7 protein-coding genes are annotated in these 17,577 nt (G+C 71.4%); 3 read left to right on the top strand and 4 right to left on the bottom strand.

The genetic code is table 11. The features are described from left to right. Positions 1-23: 23 nt before the first annotated feature. Positions 24-1,721, top strand: coding sequence for a methyl-accepting chemotaxis protein (locus ACLBXO_RS05495; RefSeq protein ID WP_447684713.1), 1,698 nt, complete (start codon positions 24-26; stop codon positions 1,719-1,721). Between the two features lie 43 nt (positions 1,722-1,764). On the opposite strand, the gene ACLBXO_RS05490 is transcribed toward ACLBXO_RS05495, so the two are convergent. Beyond that, complete coding sequence (locus tag ACLBXO_RS05490) at positions 1,765-4,302, bottom strand: glycogen/starch/alpha-glucan phosphorylase (RefSeq protein WP_419539450.1); 2,538 nt, start codon at positions 4,300-4,302, stop codon at positions 1,765-1,767. A gap of 404 nt (positions 4,303-4,706) precedes the next feature. Between ACLBXO_RS05490 and ACLBXO_RS05485 the strand changes: the two genes are divergently transcribed. After that, complete coding sequence (locus tag ACLBXO_RS05485) at positions 4,707-6,293, top strand: alpha-amylase family glycosyl hydrolase (protein WP_447684712.1); 1,587 nt, start codon at positions 4,707-4,709, stop codon at positions 6,291-6,293. Between the two features lie 363 nt (positions 6,294-6,656). Further along, positions 6,657-8,195: a glycogen synthase GlgA gene (gene glgA / locus ACLBXO_RS05480; protein WP_447684711.1), complete on the top strand. Its 1,539-nt coding sequence runs from the start codon at positions 6,657-6,659 to the stop codon at positions 8,193-8,195. A 173-nt stretch (positions 8,196-8,368) separates the two neighbouring features. On the opposite strand, the gene glgB is transcribed toward glgA, so the two are convergent. The 3 genes from glgB to ACLBXO_RS05465 all read right to left on the bottom strand — a co-directional run bounded on the left by glgB (position 8,369) and on the right by ACLBXO_RS05465 (position 17,453). Beyond that, positions 8,369-10,651 (bottom strand): 1,4-alpha-glucan branching protein GlgB, encoded by a 2,283-nt coding sequence (gene glgB / locus ACLBXO_RS05475; protein WP_447684710.1) that lies wholly within the window; start codon positions 10,649-10,651, stop codon positions 8,369-8,371. Then, on the bottom strand, positions 10,648-13,926 hold the full coding sequence (gene treS / locus ACLBXO_RS05470; protein ID WP_447684709.1) for a maltose alpha-D-glucosyltransferase: 3,279 nt from the start codon (positions 13,924-13,926) through the stop codon (positions 10,648-10,650). The genes glgB and treS overlap by 4 nt, the downstream gene beginning before the upstream one ends. A 146-nt stretch (positions 13,927-14,072) precedes the next feature. Then, positions 14,073-17,453, bottom strand: a complete 3,381-nt coding sequence (locus ACLBXO_RS05465; RefSeq protein ID WP_447684708.1) for a maltotransferase domain-containing protein — start codon at positions 17,451-17,453, stop codon at positions 14,073-14,075. Positions 17,454-17,577: the final 124 nt, after the last annotated feature.

The raw sequence follows: 17,577 nt of genomic DNA, 5'->3' as shown, positions 1-17,577 counted from the left end.
AGTCCGGACGGAGATCAGGCGACATGCGAATGCTGCGAGATACGAGCCTGCATGTCAAAATGGCCGCCCCCCTCGCACTCATGCTGATCGTCGCGGGCGTCGCGGGCTTCTGCGCGCTGTCCGGTATCGATGAGATCATGGATCGGGACAAATATATCGTCGATTATTATTTCGTGAGACTGGAAATGTTCGCGCGCATCCGCGAGAAATTCGTCGACGCCGCGCTCATGAACCGCAACCTCATCATCGGCCGTCCGGAGACGGACCTCCCGCTCTTCCGCAGGCGCTACGACGAGGACGTCAAGGCCGTGGCCGACACCGTCGAGGCCCTGGCCGAGGGATCGCGCCGCGCGGAGATCGCGGCGCTGCAGCGCCAGATCGGCTCGATCGCCCGGGACTATTTCGATCTGCTGGACCGCTCCAATTACCTCGCCCTCCGCAACGACCGGCCGGCGGCGATCCAGGTCGGGGTCGTCGCGAGCCGCGAGGTCCGGGCGCAGTTCGACAGGGCGGCCCAGGCCTACGAGGCGCAGGCGGCGGCCCGCCTCAGCGAGGCGAAGGTCGCGTCGCAGCGGGAGGCCGAGCGGGCGCGGACCGTCCTGATCGGCTCGGCCCTGGCAGGCCTGCTCGCCGCCCTCGGGCTCTCGGCGGCGATCGTCGTGTTCGGCGTGACGCGGCCCCTCCACCGCCTCGTCGCCGCGCTGCAGCGCATGGCGCGGGGCGATGCCGAGGCCGCGGTCGTCGAGGCGCGGCGCGGCGACGAGATCGGGATGGTGGGGCGGGCGGTCGAGGCGATCCGCAGCACGGTCGCCCGCAACGCCGCCGCGGAGGCCGAGCACCTGCGCCGCGCGGAGGCGGAGGCCGCCGCTTCGCGCAAGGAGGCCACGATGGGCTTCGCCCGGCACTTCGAGGAGGCGGTGGCCACGATCGTGGACCGGGTCTCGACCGCCGCGGGCGAACTCGAGGACACCGCCCACCAGATGACCGCGACCGCCCAGGAGACGGCCGGCCAGTCCGGGGCAGTGGCGACGGCGGCCGCGGGAGCCGCGGCCGCCGTCGACGCCGTGGCGGCCGCGACCGAGCGGCTCGGCGGCGCCATCCGGGCGATCGGCCGTCAGGCGGGCGGCTCGTCCGAACTCGCCCAGCAGGCGGTCGGCGAGGCCGACCAGACCGCCGGCCTCGTGGCCGAGCTGCGGCAGGCGGCCTCAGAGATCGGCGACGTGGTGCGGCTGATCGCGTCCATCGCCGAGCAGACCAACCTGCTCGCCCTCAACGCCACCATCGAGGCGGCGCGGGCCGGCGAGGCCGGCCGCGGCTTCGCGGTCGTGGCGGGCGAGGTGAAGGCCCTGGCCGAGAAGACCGCGCGGGCGACCGACGGGATCGCCGCGCAGATCGGCCGGATCCAGGGCGTGACCGGATCCGCGGTCGGCGCCATCGGCGCGATCATCGACCGGATCCGCGAGATCAACGGGGTGGCGATCGCGATCGCCGCGGCCGTCGAGGAGCAGAGCGCCGCGACCCAGGAGATCGTGCGCACCATCGCCCAGGCGACGCGGGGCGCCGCGGAGGTGACCGGCACCATCGCCGGGGTGGCCGAGGCCTCCGGGCGGACGGGGGTCGCGGCCGACCACGTGCTCACGGCCGCCACCGCCCTGTCCCGTCAGTCCGAGGGGCTCGCGGCGGAGGTGGGGCGGTTCCTGGCCACGGTGCGCGCAGCCTGAGGGCGGCGCGGCCCGCTCCCGCGCGGGAGCGGGCCGGTGGCGCTCAGCCCAGGCGGACCCGCCAGATCTCCTCGGCGTACTCGCGCATCGCCCGGTCGGAGGAGAACCACGCCATGCGGGCGGTGTTGCGGATCGCCTTCGCCCACCAGCCGCGGGGATCGCGCCACGCGGCGTCGATGGCGCGCTGCACCCGCCAGTAATCGTCGAAGTCGGCGGTGAGCAGGTACTGGTCGCGCCGGCGCAGGTCGTCGGTGAGCGGCCGGAACCGGCCCGGCTCCTCCGGCGAGAACCGGCCCGACGCGATCATGTCGAGCGCCGCCGCCAGCCGCGGCGACGCCTGGATCGCCCGGGCCGCGTAGTCCGGCTCGGCCTGCCGGGCGCGCACCCCGTCGGCCTCCAGGCCGAAGATGAAGATGTTGTCCGCCCCGACATGGTCGCGGATCTCGATGTTGGCGCCGTCGAGGGTGCCCACCGTGAGCGCGCCGTTGAGGGCGAACTTCATGTTGCCGGTGCCCGAGGCCTCCATGCCGGCGGTGGAGATCTGCTCGGACAGGTCGGCGGCCGGGATGATCGATTCGGCGAGGCTCACCGAGTAGTTCGGCAGGAACACCACCTTCAGCCGGTCCGCGACCTCGGGGTCGTCGTTCACCGCCTTGGCGACGTCGCAGGCGAGCTTGATGATCAGCTTGGCCTGGACGTAGCTCGGCGCCGCCTTGCCGGCGAAGATCTTGACCCGGGGCGTCCAGTCCCGGTGCGGCTCGGCCTTGATCGCCTGGTAGAGCGCCACGGTCTCGACCACGTTGAGGAGCTGGCGCTTGTACTCGTGGATGCGCTTGACCTGGATGTCGAACAGCGCGGCCGGATCGACGTCGACGCCGGTGCGCTCGGCGATGAGCGCCGCCAGGGCCTCCTTGCGCTCCCGGCGCACGGCCGCGTAGCGCGCCACGAAGGCCGGGTCCTCCGCGTGGGCCTCCAGGCCCCGGAGCAGCTCGGGATTGTCGAGCACGCCGGCGCCGACCGTCTCCACGGCGAGCCGGGTGAGGCCGGGATTGGCGTTGTGGAACCAGCGGCGGAAGGTGATGCCGTTGGTCTTGTTGACGATCTTGTCCGGATCCAGCGCGTGCAGGTCGGAGAAGACCGTCGAGCGCATCAGGTCGGTGTGCAGGGCGGAGACGCCGTTGACCCGGCGGGCGCCGTGGAAGGCGAGGTGCCCCATCCGCACCCGCCGCCCGTGCGACTCGTCGATCAGCGAGATCGACGCGAGGTAGGCCGCGGCATCCGCCGATCCCTGGCGGCCGTGCTTGGCCTGCTCCTCCAGGTGCATCCAGTTGATCAGGTAGATGATCTGCATGTGGCGCGGCAGCAGCCGCTCCATCAGCTCCACCGGCCAGGTCTCCAGCGCCTCGGGCAGGAGGGTGTGGTTCGTGTAGTGCAGCGTGTGCGTGGTGACGTGCCACGCGTCCTCCCAGGAGAGGCCGTAGACGTCGAGCAGGACGCGCATCAGCTCCGGCACGGCGATTGCCGGGTGCGTGTCGTTGAGCTGGATCGCCGCGTGGTCGGCCAGGGACCGGACGTCGCCGCGCTCGGCCACGTGGCGGGCCACGAGATCCTGGATCGAGGCCGCGGTGAAGAAGTATTCCTGGCGCAGGCGCAGCTCCTGGCCCTCGGCCGAGGAATCGCTCGGGTAGAGCACCCGCGAGATCGCCTCGGCGCGCATCCGCGCCGCGACCGCGCCGACATGGTCGCCGCCGTTGAAGCGGGCGAGATCCACGGGCTCGCCGGCCTCGGCCTTCCAGAGGCGCAAGCCGTTGACGTGGCGGCCGCGCCAGCCGACCACCGGCACGTCGTGGGCCACCGCCCGCACGGTCTCGGCCGGCTGCCAGTGGCGCCGGATCACCCCCTCCTCCGGCGAGGACAGGGTGACGGTGCCGCCGAACCCGATCGCGTAGGTCGCCTCGGGCCGGGCGAATTCCCAGGGGTTGCCCTCGGCGAGCCACGTCTCCGGCGCCTCGCGCTGCCAGCCGTCCTCGAAGGACTGGCGGAACAGGCCGTGGTCGTAGCGGATGCCGTAGCCCATGGCCGGGATGCCGATGCTGGCCATGCTCTCCATGAAGCAGGCGGCGAGGCGCCCGAGGCCGCCGTTGCCCAGAGCCGCGTCGGGCTCGGCCTCCTGCACGGCGTCGAGGTCGATCCCGAGCTCCCGGAGCGCGCTGCGGGTCGTCTCGGTGAGGCCGAGATTGTTCAGCGCGTCCGACATCAGCCGGCCGATCAGGAATTCCAGCGACAGGTAGTAGACGCGCTTGTTCGGCACGCCGCGCTCGGCGGTCAGCGCGGCGGCCACGATCCGCTCGCGCAGGGCCAGCGCCGTCGCGGCGAACCAGTCGCGCGGGCGGGCGGTCTCCGGCGTGCGGCCGAGCGCGAAGGTGAGCTTGGCGCGGATCGCCTCGCGCAGGTCCACCACCGCGTCGCCGCTGCCGGACAGCACCGGGGCGGTCCAGGCGGCCGGGGCGGGCGCCTCGGTTGCGCGCTCGTCGCGCGAGACATCTTGTGGCACAGGCCGGGTCAGAACATCGTTCAACACGTGCGGGTCCCCCAAAGTCGTCGCCCCGGATTCTAGCGCCGGGGGTATCGTGGGCGGATTATCTCTTTTGATGGATTGCCGCCGCATGAACGGACGGGCGATCCGTGCCCCGAAGCGCCCGACGATGCGGTCGGCTTCCGGCGAAGTCGTGGCAGCGCCGCTCCGGCGGAGCGCACGGGCACGGCGGAGGAGATATGGCACGGCGGCGTGACATTCCAGGCACAGCCGCGCGCCGTCGCCCTGCGTGAGGGGCATGCGCACGGGTTTTGCGGGCCTGAGCCATTCCCTCGGCGACGCTGCACCGAGGCATTCGGCGCGCGGCGCGCGCTCCGAGCGCATCCATCGCCGGTCGCCAGCGCGCGGGTCAGCGGTTAAGCGTGGGCCGCCGATGCGAGGGGCGCAGCATGACCGACACCGTCTGGTGGAAGCGCGGGACCGTCTATCAGGTCTACCCGCGGTCCTTTCAGGACACGAACGGCGACGGGGTCGGCGACCTGCCGGGCATCACGGCGCGGCTGGACTACCTCGCATGGCTGGGGGTCGACGCCGTGTGGATCTCGCCGGTCTACCCCTCGCCCATGGCGGATTTCGGCTACGACGTGGCCGATTACTGCGGGATCGACCCGCTGTTCGGCACGCTGGCCGATTTCGACGCCCTCGTGGCCGAGGCCCACCGGCGCCGGCTGAAGGTGATCCTCGACTTCGTGCCGAACCACTCCTCGATCGCGCATCCCTGGTTCGCCGAGAGCCGGTCGTCGCGCGCGAGCCCCAAGCGGGACTGGTACATCTGGCGCGACCCGGCGCCCGGCGGCGGCCCGCCCAACAACTGGCTGTCGAATTTCGGCGGCCCGGCCTGGACGCTCGATGAGACCACCGGCCAGTACTACTACCACGCCTTCCTGGCGGAGCAGCCGGACCTGAACTGGCGCAACCCCGCGGTGCGGGCGGCCATGCACGACGTGCTCCGCTTCTGGCTGGAGCGCGGGGTCGACGGGTTCCGGGTCGACGTGATCTGGCACCTGATGAAGGATGCGGGATTCCGCGACAACCCGGCCAATCCCGACTACGCTCCGGGCGCGCCCGAGATCAACCGCTTCACCCAGGTCTACTCCGCCGACCGGCCCGAGATCTTCGACGTGATCGCCGGCATGCGGGCGGTGCTGCGCCAGTACGGCGAGCGGGTACTGATCGGCGAGATCTACCTGCCGGTGGAGCGTCTGGTCGCCTATTACGGGCCGGACCTGACCGGGGCCGACCTGCCGTTCAATTTCCAGCTGATCCAGACGCCGTGGCGGGCCGACGCGGTGGCGGACCTCGTGGCCCAGTACGAGGCGGCCCTGCCCGAGGGCGGCTGGCCGAACTGGGTGCTGGGCAACCACGACCAGCCGCGCATCGTCGCCCGGGTCGGGCCGGCCCAGGCCCGCATCGCCGCGATGCTGCTGCTGACCCTGCGCGGCACGCCGACCCTCTACTACGGCGACGAGATCGGGCTCGGCCACGTGCCGATCCCGCCCGACCGCGCCCGGGATCCCTGGGAGCACAACGAGCCCGGGCACGGCCGCGACCCGGAGCGCACGCCGATGCAGTGGGACGACAGTCCGCAGGCGGGCTTCTCCACGGCCGAGCCCTGGCTGCCGCTGGCGGCGGATTGGGCCGCCTGCAACGTCGAGAGCCAGCGCTCGGATCCGGGCTCGATGCTGACCCTCCACCGGCGGCTGCTCGCCCTGCGCCGCGACCACGCGGCGCTCGCCGTGGGCGGCTACCGGGAGGTGCCGCTGGGCAACGCCGAGGTGTTCGCCTACGAGCGCTTCGCCGACGGGGCCGTCCTGCGGGTGCTGCTGAATTTCGGCGCGGCGTCGCAGGACTTGCCGCTGCCCGAGGGGGCCTGGACCGTGCTGCTCTCGACCCGTCCCGGGCGCGCGGGCGCGCCGGCCGGGCTCACCCTGGCGCTCGAGCCCGCCGAGGGAGTGATCCTGCGCCGCGCGGGGTGAGGGGAGCCCGCGTCCGGCCCCGGCGCGTCAGTCCGGGGACCGAATCGGGTGTCCGGACTGAGGCGCCGCCCGTCGGCTCGAACGCGCGCCGGGTACGCGTGGCCGGGCACGCCCGGCTGGGCCCGGCGCGGTCGCCCCCGGCCGGAGCGCTGTATCCAGCGGCCGAAATCCGCCGTCGCGGCGCGATTTCTCGCTGCGATGCCACATAGGTAAGTGACGCTTAATCACCACGGTGGCCTATTTTGTGCGTCGCAACGGAACCGTCGCGGCGAAGGAGCATTGGCCGTGGTTGAGATCGTGACAGCCGTGCCTGCCCGGTCGACTGCCAGACCGGGGCATTCCGCCCGGCCAGGATCAATGCTGATGCTCGATGCGCGCCGTGGTGGTTCCTTCGCCGAGTGGTCGTCCGGCGAGGAGAACGGCGCCGGTCCCGTGCCGGTTCCGGCCCGGCCGGCCTCGCTGCGCCGCCGCATCCTCTACGCGACGCCCGAGATGGCGGATTTCGTGAAGACCGGCGGTCTCGGCGAGGTCTCGGCCGCCCTGCCCCGGGCCCTGATCCCGCACTACGACATCCGCGTCCTGATCCCGGGCTACCGGCAGGTCCGCGCCGCCTTCCCGGAGATCCCGGTCGTCGCCCGCCTCGAGGGGTTCGCCGGCATCCCGGCCTGCGACCTCGGCCTGGTCGAGGCGGCCGACGGCCTGCGGATCTACGTCCTGCTCAGCCCCGACCTCTACGAGCGCGACGGCACGCCCTACGGCGACCAGCACGGCGATTTCGGCGACAACGACCTGCGCTTCGCCCGCCTCAGCCTCGCGGCGGCGGACCTCGCCGCCGGCGCCGATCCTGACTGGGCGGCCGACCTCCTGCACCTCAACGACTGGCAGGCGGCCCTGGCCCCGGCCTATCTCGCGTGGCGCGGCCGGCGGGTCCCGAGCGTTCTGACGATCCACAACCTCGCCTACCAGGGCCTTTTCCCCCGGGACGCCCTGCCCCGGCTCGGCGTGCCGGACGCGGCCTTCCAGGTCGACGGCGCGGAGTTCTACGGGCAGCTCTCCTTCCTCAAGGCCGGCATCTTCTACGCCTCGCAGGTCACCACGGTGAGCGAGACCTACGCCCGGGAGATCCAGACGCCCGAGCTGGGCTGCGGCCTCGACGGGCTCCTGCGCACCCGCGCCGGACAGGGCCGGCTCGCCGGCATCCTGAACGGCATCGACGAGACCTGGGACCCGACCGCCGACCCGCACCTCGCCACGCGATTCGAGATCGACGACTGGAAGGGCAAGCGCGCCAACACGGAGGCGGTGCGCCAGCAATTCGGCCTCGCGGTCTCCCGCGGGCCGCTCTTCGCCATCGTGTCGCGCCTCGTGCACCAGAAGGGCATCGACCTGAGCCTTCAGGCGGCCGAGACCATCGTGGCCGGGGGCGGCCAGCTCGTGGTGATCGGCCAGGGCGAGGGCCGGTTCGAGCAGGCGCTGCAGGGGTTGGCCAAGCGCCATCCCGACGCGGTCGGCGTGCATGTCGGCTTCGAGGAGGCGCAGGCCCGGCGGATGTTCGCGGGCAGCGACTTCCTGCTGATGCCCTCGCGCTTCGAGCCCTGCGGCCTCGCCCAGATGTACGCGCAGCGCTTCGGCTCCCTGCCGATCGTGCGCCGGACCGGGGGCCTCGCCGACACGGTCGAGGACGGCGTGACGGGCTTCACCTTCGGGGAGGCCTCGGCCGCCTCCTTCGGGGCGGCGGTGCGGCGGGCGCTGGAGGCCTTCGGCCAGAAGAAGCGCCTCAACGCCATGCGGCGGCGGGCCATGGCGGCCCGCTTCGGCTGGGACCAGGCCGCCGACAACTACGCGGGCCTGTACGGCCGCGCCATCGGCAACAGCGTGGGACTACGCTGGCGGGCGGCGTAGGGTCGACGTAGGCTGCACACATCGGGCCGGGATGGCGGAGCGCGACGCGCCCTGTCTCCCGCGCGGGAGAGGAGACCCGAGCCGCACGCTGCCGTGCCGCCGCGCCCGCACCCTCGCTCCGGCTTCGCCGCGCGTGGCCCGCGGGGGCGCACCCCGCGGGCGGGACGAGGGGCTCACCCCTCCAGCAGGAAGATCATCGTGGCGAGCGGCGGCAGGGTCAGCGACAGGCTCTGACCCTGGCCGTGGCTCGCCTGGTCGTCGGTGTGGCGGCCGCCCTGGTTGCCCAGGTTGGAGCCACCGTAGACCCCGGCATCCGAGTTGAACGCCTCGCGATAGTAGCCCGCCTGCGGCACGCCGATCCGGTAGCCCTCGCGCGGCACCGGCGTGAAGTTCGACACCACGATCGCCACCTCGCCGGGCTTGGCACCCTTGCGGGCCCAGGCGATGACGCTGTTGTCCTGGTCGTCCGCCACCAGCCACTGGAAGCCGGTATGCTCGACGTCGCGGCCGTAGAGGGCCGGGGTCGAGACGTAGAGCCGGTTCAGGTCGCGGATCACGTTCTGGACGCCCTTGTGCAGGGGATCGTCCAGGAGGTGCCAGTCCAGGCTGTTGTCGTGGTTCCACTCCCGCTCCTGGCCGAACTCGCCGCCCATGAACAGCAGCTTCTTGCCGGGATGCCCCCACATGAAGCCGTAATAGGCCCGGAGATTCGCGAATTTCTGCCAGCGGTCGCCCGGCATCTTGCCGAGCAGCGAGCCCTTCCCGTGCACGACCTCGTCGTGGGAGAGCGGCAGGATGAAATTCTCCGAGAAGGCGTAGAGTAGCCCGAAGGTCAGGTTGTGGTGGTGGTAGCGGCGGTGGATCGGATCCTCCTGCATGAAATGCAGGGTGTCGTGCATCCAGCCCATGTTCCACTTGAAGCCGAAGCCGAGGCCGCCCGTATAGGTCGGGTGCGAGACGCCCGGCCAGGAGGTCGATTCCTCCGCCACCGTGATCGTCCCCGGGGCGTGGCTGTAGGTCGCCTCGTTGGTCTTGCGCAGGAAGTCGATGGCGTCGAGGTTCTCGTTGCCGCCGTAGCGGTTCGGGATCCACTCGCCCTGGCGGCGCGAGTAGTCGAGGTAGAGCATCGACGCGACGGCGTCCACGCGCAGGCCGTCGAGGTGGTAGTGCTCCAGCCAGAACCGGGCGTTGGCGGCGAGGAACGTCGCGACCTCGGTGCGCCCGAAATTGTAGATGTAGGTGCCCCAGTCCTGGTGGAAGCCCTGGCGCGGGTCGGCGTGCTCGTAGAGGTGCGTGCCGTCGAACAGGCCGAGCCCGTGGGCGTCGAGGGGGAAGTGGCCCGGCACCCAGTCGAGCAGCACGCCGATGCCGGCCTCGTGGGCCGCGTCCACGAAGGCCGCGAAATCCTCAGGGGTGCCGAAGCGGCTCGTCGGCGCGAAGAGCGAGACCGGCTGGTAGCCCCAGGACCCGTCGAACGGGAACTCGGTGATCGGCAGCATCTCGATATGGGTGAAGCCCAGATCCTTGACGTAGGGGATCAGCCGGTCGCCGAGTTCCTTGTAGGTGAGGTAGCGGTTGCCCTCCTCGGGCACCCGCGCCCAGGAGCCGAGATGGACCTCGTAGATCGAGATCGCCGCGTGGCGCGGGTCCTTGGCGCCGCGGGTGCTCATCCAGCCGGAATCGCGCCAGTCGAAGTCGCCCGTCCCGTGGGTGACCGAGGCGGTCTCCGGCGGGTGCTGGGCCGCGAAGGCGACCGGGTCGGCCTTGAGCGGCACCAGGGACCCGTCGGGGCCGCGGATCTCGAACTTGTAGCGCACGCCGGCCTTGAGGCCCGGCACGAACAGCTCCCAGATGCCGCCGTCCTGCCAGAGGCGCATCGGGTGGCGCCGCCCGTCCCAGTCGTTGAAGTCGCCGACGACGCTGACCTTGCGGGCGTTGGGCGCCCAGACGGCGAAGCGGAAGCCGTCGATGCCGTCGAGCTGCCCCGACTGCGCGCCGAGCATCCGGTAGACGAGGTTGGTGCCGACCTCGCGGAGCGCCGCCACGTCGTACTGCTCGATCGAGGAGCCGAAGCCGTAGGGGTCGTAGCGGCGCCGCTTCGTCCCGTCCCAGGACTCGACCTCGATCTCGTAGAGCGGCCGGTGCTCGCCCTCGACCTTAGCGACCCAGAACCCGTCCGGATGGCGCTTCTCGAAGGGCGCGGTTCGGCCGTCCATCACCAGGGTGGCGGCCCGCGCCTCGGGCAGCACGGCGCGCACCTCCCAGGCCTTCGGCCCGACCCGGTGGGGCCCGAGCACCGCGAAGGGGTCGCCGTGGTTGGCGGCCATCAGCGCGGCGATCGCGTCCGTGTGGACGCTCGGCGGCTGCGCGGCGCCGGAGCCCGGGACATCCGCGGTCCGCGCCGTCCCCGCGCCCGGGTCGGCCCGTCGTGCGAAGGTCTCGTCGATCGCCGTCATTCAGATGCTCCGGGCTCGTGTCCGTCCGTGTCCAGAATGGTGAGAACCCCACGGGCGGGGATTTCGATCCAGTCCGGCCGGTTGTTGGCCTCGTAGTCGACCTCGTAGAGCGCCTTGGTCAGCAGGCAGAGGCGCAGCAGACGGGTCCGGCTCTCCGGATCGGTCACCGCCGCCCGGGAGCCCTCGACCGCCGTCTCGTAGCCGGCGAGGAACGCCGCCTCGATCATGCCGCGCCACGCGGTCGCCGCGTCCCGCGCCCGCTCCTCGGAATCGGCGAACCGCGCGGTGATCTCCCGGATCACCGTCTCGGCGCCGTACGCGAAGGAGCGCATCAGCCCGGCGACGTCCCGCAGGGGCATCGACTTGGCCCGGCGCTCGTCGGCCGGCCGCGAGGGCTCGCCCTCGAAGTCGACGATGATCAGGTCGTTCTCGGCGACGAGCACCTGGCCCAGGTGGTAGTCGCCGTGGATGCGGGTCTTGTGGGCGCCCCGGACCGGTGCCGCGGTGAGCGACGCGATCAGCGCCTCGACCGCGCCCCGGCGCTGGGCGAGCTCCGCGCAGGCCGGCTTGCCGGCGTCGAGGGCCCGGTCGGCGAGGCCCTTGAGCGCCCGGAAGGCGCGCTCGGCCTGGTGGCGGGCGTCGCGCGCCAGCACGGCGAGGTCGTCCCCGGTGAACGGCTCGGCCGCGAAGGCCGGGTCGTCGGTCTCGATGGCGAGCGCCGCGTGCAGCTCGGCGGTGCGCCGGCCGAGCAGGTCGGCCCAGGGCCGGTGGGCCTGGAACGCCTCCTCGGGGGTCGCGGCCTCGCTCTCGGGGGTGAGCACCACGGTCTCGAAGTCCCGGCGCAGGCCCTCCAGCATCAGGGTCCAGGCGTCGCCCTGGTTCATGACGAACTTCTGCAGGACCGCCAGGGCCGTGCGGGTGCCGTCCTCGGCGACGTGCTCCAGGGTGCCGAGCAGGGCGGGGGTGTTCGAGAACCCCGCCTGCTCGGTGAGGAAGCGGCCGACCTCGATCTCGGGGTGCAGGCCCGGCTGCAGGCGGCGCAGCAGCTTGAGCATCATCTTCGAGCCGATGGCGATCGAGGTGTTGCTCTGCTCGCCCGAGAGCCGGCGGATGTCGGCCACGTCGACCGTGACGTCCGGGTCGAAGGCCGAGGTGACGGCGAAGACGAGCCGCCCGGTCTCCGTGGGGATCTCGCGGGCCTGCCGCATGTCGTCGATCAGGCAGGCGGCGAAGTCGTTGGAGCCGGCCGCGCCGTAGAGCAGGCCGGTGCGCGGCCCCCGGCGCACCCGCGCCACCGCGAAGGGCATGAGGGTCTCGTCCTCGCGGCCCTCCTCGACGCCCACGGGCACGAAGTATTCCTGGGTCTCGCCGCTGGCGAGCTGCACCTGCAGCCGCGGCAGCAGGAAGCGCGCGCTGCCGTCGACGTCCTTCAGGGCGGCGCAGTCGACGACCTTCGTGGCCTTGATCCGCGAGCCCTTGGCGCCGAACCAGCGCCGGCTCGTCAGGAACGGCGGCACCACGGTGCGCTCGAAGGCGACGCGCTCGCGCCCGCTCATCAGGGTCTCGATCCCGCCGGTGAGCACCAGGGTGAACAGCTCCGGCGGCTCCTGCTGCGGGCCGATCACCCCCGACCGGGCGGCACTCAGGGAGAACCAGTAGAAGCCGTAGGACGGCAGGGTCAGCAGGTAGGGCAGGTCGCCGATCGGCGGGAACTCGGTGCCGCCGGTGAGCTCGATCGGCACCGCGGTGCGCAGTTCCGACAGGTCGAGCTGCACCGCCTGCGGCGCGCGCGACAGGTTCGCCACGCACAGGATCCGCTCGTCCTCGTGCTCGCGGATCCAGGCGAGCACCTTCCGGTTCGACGGGTACAGGAACTGGATCGTGCCGCGCCCCAGCGCGACGCTGTTGTTGCGGATCGCGATCATGCGCCGCGTCCAGTTCAGGAGGCTCGTCTGGGCCTGGGTCTGCGCCTCGACGTTGATGGCGTCGAAGCCGTAGATCGGGTCCTGGATCGCCGGCAGGAACAGCTTCTGCGGGTTCGCCCGGGAGAAGCCGCCGTTGCGGTCGGGGCTCCACTGCATCGGCGTGCGCACGCCGTCGCGGTCGCCGAGGTAGATGTTGTCGCCCATGCCGACCTCGTCGCCGTAGTAGAGCACCGGCGTGCCGGGCATCGACAGGACGAGGGACTTCATCAATTCGATCTTGCGCCGGTCGTTCTCGAGGAGCGGCGCGAGGCGGCGGCGGATGCCGAGGTTGATCCGGGCCCGCCGCTCGGCGGCGTAGAACGACCAGAGGTAGTCACGCTCCTCGGCCGTGACCATCTCGAGCGTCAGCTCGTCGTGGTTGCGCAGGAATATGGCCCACTGGCAGCCCTCGGGGATCTCCGGGGTCTGGCGCATGATGTCGGTGATCGGGTGCCGATCCTCCCGGGCGATCGCCATGTACATTCGCGGCATCAGCGGGAAATGGAACGCCATGTGGCACTCGTCGCCGTCGCCGAAATACTGCGCGGTCTCCTCGGGCCACTGGTTGGCCTCGGCGAGCAGCATCCGGTCGGGGTAGCTCGCGTCCAGAGCGGCGCGGATCGCCTTGATGACGTCGTGGGTCTCGGCGAGGTTCTCGCAGTTCGTGCCGTCGCGCTCGATCAGGTAGGGGATCGCGTCGAGCCGCAGGCCGTCGACGCCCATGTCGAGCCAGTAGCGCATCACGTCGATGACCGCTTCCAGCACCTTCGGGTTGTCGAAGTTGAGATCCGGCTGGTGGCTGTAGAACCGGTGCCAGAAATACTGCTTGGCGACCGGGTCCCAGGTCCAGTTCGACGCCTCGGTGTCGAGGAAGATGATCCGCGTGTCCTTGTACGGCTCGTCGGTGTCCGACCAGACGTAGAAGTCGCGCTCGGGCGAGCCGGGAGGGGCCTCGCGGGCGGCCTGGAACCAGGGGTGCTGGTCGCTGGTGTGGTTGATGACGAGCTCGGTGATGACCCGCAGGCCCCGGTCGTGCGCCGCCTCCACGAAGGCCTTGAAATCCTCCATGGTCCCGTAGGACGGGTTGATGTCCCGGTAATCGGCGATGTCGTAGCCGTCGTCGCGCAGCGGCGAGGGATAGAACGGCATCAGCCAGATCGCCGTCACGCCGAGATCGCGCACGTAGTCGAGGCGCTGGGTCAGGCCCTCGAAATCCCCGATCCCGTCGTTGTTCGCGTCGAAGAACGACTTGACGTGGATCTGGTAGATGATGGCGTCACGGTACCATTGCGGGTCGCTGCGATCGATCATCGCGTCGCTGCCTCATCGGTCGAAAGGACTGGGACCGGCGGTCGGGACCGGCCGGGGCGCGGGCGGTCGGCCGCGCGGGGCAATGGTCGGCGACGGGCGGGCCCGTCGCCGGGGTCAGGCGTCATGGTCGAGTGCCACGGGCGGCCTCAGCCCGCAACCCGCCGCGGCGCCCGCAGGCGCCAGATGACGCAGGATCGCTCGGCCGGGTCGAGGGCGATGCGGTGGGACTTGCCCCGCAGCTCGAACCGGTAGCCCTGGAGCAGGTCCTCGACCTCGACGGCGCCGTCGTCGGGCAGGCCCAGCAGCCAGAGCGGCACCTCGTAGGTGCATTCCTGGCGGTTCTTCGGGTCGAGGTTGACCATGGTGAAGACGCAGTTGTCCCGCTCCGGCGTCGTCTTCGCGTAGGCGATGATGTTGTCGTTCCAGGCGCCCGTGAAGGTGACGTTGCGGAAGTCCCAGAGGGCGGGGTTCTCGCGCCGGATCTTGTTGAGCTTGACGATGTGCTCGCGGATGTTGCCTGGCCGGTCGTAGTCCCAGGCCTTCAGCTCGTATTTCTCGGAGTCGAGGTACTCCTCCTTGCCCGGGTAGGGCGCGGCCTCGCACAGCTCGAAGCCGTTGTAGATGCCGTAGACCGACGAGAGGGTCGCGGCGAGCGTGCCGCGGATGACGAAGCCCGCCCGCCCGCTGGTCTGGAGGAAGTACGGGTTGATGTCGGGCGTGTTGGCGAAGAAGTTCGGGCGATAATATTCGCCCATCTCGCCGGCCAGCTCCAGGGCGTAGTCGGTGAGCTCCTGCTTGGTGTTGCGCCAGGTGAAGTAGGTGTAGCTCTGCTGGTAGCCGGCCTTGGCGAGCTTCTTCATCATCTTCGGCCGGGTGAAGGCCTCGGCGAGGAAGATCGCGTCCGGATACTGGCCGTTGACCGCGCCGATCACCCATTCCCAGAACGGGATCGGCTTGGTGTGCGGGTTGTCGACCCGGAAGATGCGCACGCCCCGCGCGCACCAGCCGAGCAGGATGTCGCGCAGTTCGATCCAGAGCGAGGGCAGGGCGCCGCCGTAGAAGTGGACGTTCGAGATGTCCTCGTACTTCTTCGGCGGGTTCTCGGCGAATTTCAGCGTGCCGTCCGGGCGCCACTCGAACCATTCCGGGTGGTTCTTGATCCAGGGATGGTCCGGCGAGCACTGGATCGCGAAGTCGAGGGCGATCTCCATCCCGTAGGCGTGGCTCGCCGCGACCAGCCGCTCGAAATCCGCGAGCGTGCCGAGGTCGGGATGCACGGCCTCGTGGCCGCCCTCCGCCGCGCCCACCGCGTAGACCGAGCCGACATCGCCGGGCTCGGCCTTCAGGGTGTTGTTCTTCCCCTTGCGGTTGGTCCGGCCCACGGGGTGGATCGGCGTGAAGTAGAGGACGTCGAAGCCGAGCTCGCGGATCTCGGGCAGGCGCCGGATCACGTCGTCGAAGGTGCCGTGGCGGTTCACGTCCATCGACTGGGAGCGCGGGAAGATCTCGTACCAGGCGGAGAACCTAGCCGCGAGGCGGTCGGCGATCACCGGCAGGGTCACGGGATAGCGGGTGAGGTTCACCCGCTCGGCGTTGCGCCGCACGAGGCTCGACGCCTCGGGGGCCAGGATCCGGTCGAGCTGGGCGGCCGAGCCGGTCTCCTCGGCGGCGAGCGCGGCCACCAGGGCGGCGAGGCGCTCGGCGTCGCGCCCGCCCCGGGTGCGGGCCAGCGAGGCGGCGGTCCCGACGAGCGCCACGCCCTCGATCGTCTCCAGGCGCACGTCGACGCCGGCGGCGCGCTTCTTCAGGGTGTCGCGCACCCAGGACGAGAAGGCGTCGCGCCACGCCATCAGGGTGAACTCGTAGCGGGCGTTCCGCTCCAGGGGGAAGTGCCCGGCCCAGCGGTCGTTGTCGACGAAGACCATCGGGTCCTCGCGCCACACCTCGGTGCCGGCGACCCGCGACAGGATCGCGGCGTCGATGATCTCGTGACCGTCGGAGAAGATGTCGGCCTCGACCCGCAGGGACTCGCCGACGATCCGCTTCACCGCCGAGCGGCCGCCGTCGAGTTCGGGTGTCACCGCCTCGATCACCACCCGGCCCTCCCCGTCCGGGGTGCCGCGCTCCGGCTGGCGGGCGACCTGCTGGGCGCTCGCCGCGAGGACGCGCAGCTCGCCCGGCATCAGGTCGATGGCGCTGCCGGGATGGAAGGCGATCGGCTCGGCCTCCGGGGTCCGGTCGACGAAGGCGCCCAGCATCCCGCCGGTGCGGGCGATGAGCGGGCCGGCCTCGACCGGCACCGGCCGGTCGGTCGGGTTGTAGAGCACGATCAGCCCGTGCCGCGCCGAGGCCGGGTGGCCGGTGTCGAAGCGGGCGAGCGCCACGAGGTCGCTGTCGGGGGCGGAGATGCGGATCTGCGCGCCCTCGACATTGGCGGCCGGCAGCTCCGCCCGCAGGGCGTTGATCGCCCGGACGAAGCCGGAGACGTCGATGCCGGTGTCGTTCTCGCGGTCGCCCGGGGTGGTCTCCACCACGTGCAGCGCCCGCCGGTAGCCCCACTCGTAGCCGATCGGCATGAGCACGCCGGCCGAGAAGAAGGCCGCGAGCGCGTAGCGGGTGCGCAGATGCGCCGCCACCGCCTCCGGGCCGCCGCCGATCTCGGCGGCGAGCCGCTTCATGTCGTGGTTCTCCGGGAAGGCGATCGAGGGGGCCAGCACCCGCAGGCGCTCGTACTGCTCGAGCGCCCAGGGCTTCTTCAGGTCCCACCACGCGAAGGAGTTGAACAGGTAGTCGAAGCCGGCGCCGGCCGTGGCCCGGGCCTCCTCGAAGGTGCAGCCGAGGGTCTCGGCGGCGAACAGGCAGGCGGGGTCTTGGCTCTTGGCCTGCCCGATCAGGGCGCGCCAGGTCTCCGGCGGCACCTTGTAGGCGGCATCGCACCGGAAACCCTTCACGCCGAGGCCCTGGAGATGCGCCACGTAGGCGCCCCAGATCCGGGTCAGCTCGTCCCGGGCGGAGGGCGTGTGGTAGTCGAGCTCGGCCAGATCGCCCCAGACGGTGCGGATCGACGGGTCGTCCGGATCGACGGCGGCCGGGTGCATGATCGAGCCGTCCGGCTCCTTCATGAACAGGTCGGGCCGCTCGGTGGCGAGCCGGGCGTTGTCGGCGGTGTGGTTGATGACGAGGTCGGTCATGACCGACAGGCCCAGCGCCTCGGCGGCGGTGCAGAAGCGGCGGATCTGCTCGTCGTCGGGCGTGCCGTCGGGGTCGCGGAACCGCTCGTCCAGGCGCTCGGGATCGGCGACCGCGTAGAGGCTCCGCGAGCCGCCGGTCTGGTGGAACGGGTTGAGGTAGACCCAGTCGAAGCCGAGGGCGGCGATCCGCGGCAGCTCGGCGGTCCAGTCCGAGACGCGCCCGACCAGGAGCGGGAACAGGTTGTAGATCCGCGGCCCCTCGGCCCGGGGCGCGAGCGAGGCCGGCAGGACGGCCTCGGCTCCGGATGTCGCGGCGGCTTTGGTCGGTGCGTTCATGCGGCCCTTCGGCTCCCGTTCCCTGTGTCGTAACGCCCGAACCGCGCAGGCGTGCCGCGCGATCCGGTGGGCCCTGTCTCAGCAGACTCGCGTGACAGGGTTGCGGAGGCGGCCCCGGACGTCA

The sequence above is a fragment of the Methylobacterium sp. C33D genome (assembly GCF_053345825.1).
This window is presented reverse-complemented; position numbering and strand designations above follow the sequence as displayed.

Coding starts and splice junctions, on each gene's coding strand:
- ACLBXO_RS05495 (WP_447684713.1), top strand. CDS start 24: ATGCGAATGCTGCGAGATACGAGCCTGCATGTCAAAATGGCCGCCCCC.
- ACLBXO_RS05485 (WP_447684712.1), top strand. CDS start 4,707: ATGACCGACACCGTCTGGTGGAAGCGCGGGACCGTCTATCAGGTCTAC.
- glgA (WP_447684711.1), top strand. CDS start 6,657: ATGCTCGATGCGCGCCGTGGTGGTTCCTTCGCCGAGTGGTCGTCCGGC.
- glgB (WP_447684710.1), bottom strand. CDS start 10,651: ATGACGGCGATCGACGAGACCTTCGCACGACGGGCCGACCCGGGCGCG.
- treS (WP_447684709.1), bottom strand. CDS start 13,926: ATGATCGATCGCAGCGACCCGCAATGGTACCGTGACGCCATCATCTAC.
- ACLBXO_RS05465 (WP_447684708.1), bottom strand. CDS start 17,453: ATGAACGCACCGACCAAAGCCGCCGCGACATCCGGAGCCGAGGCCGTC.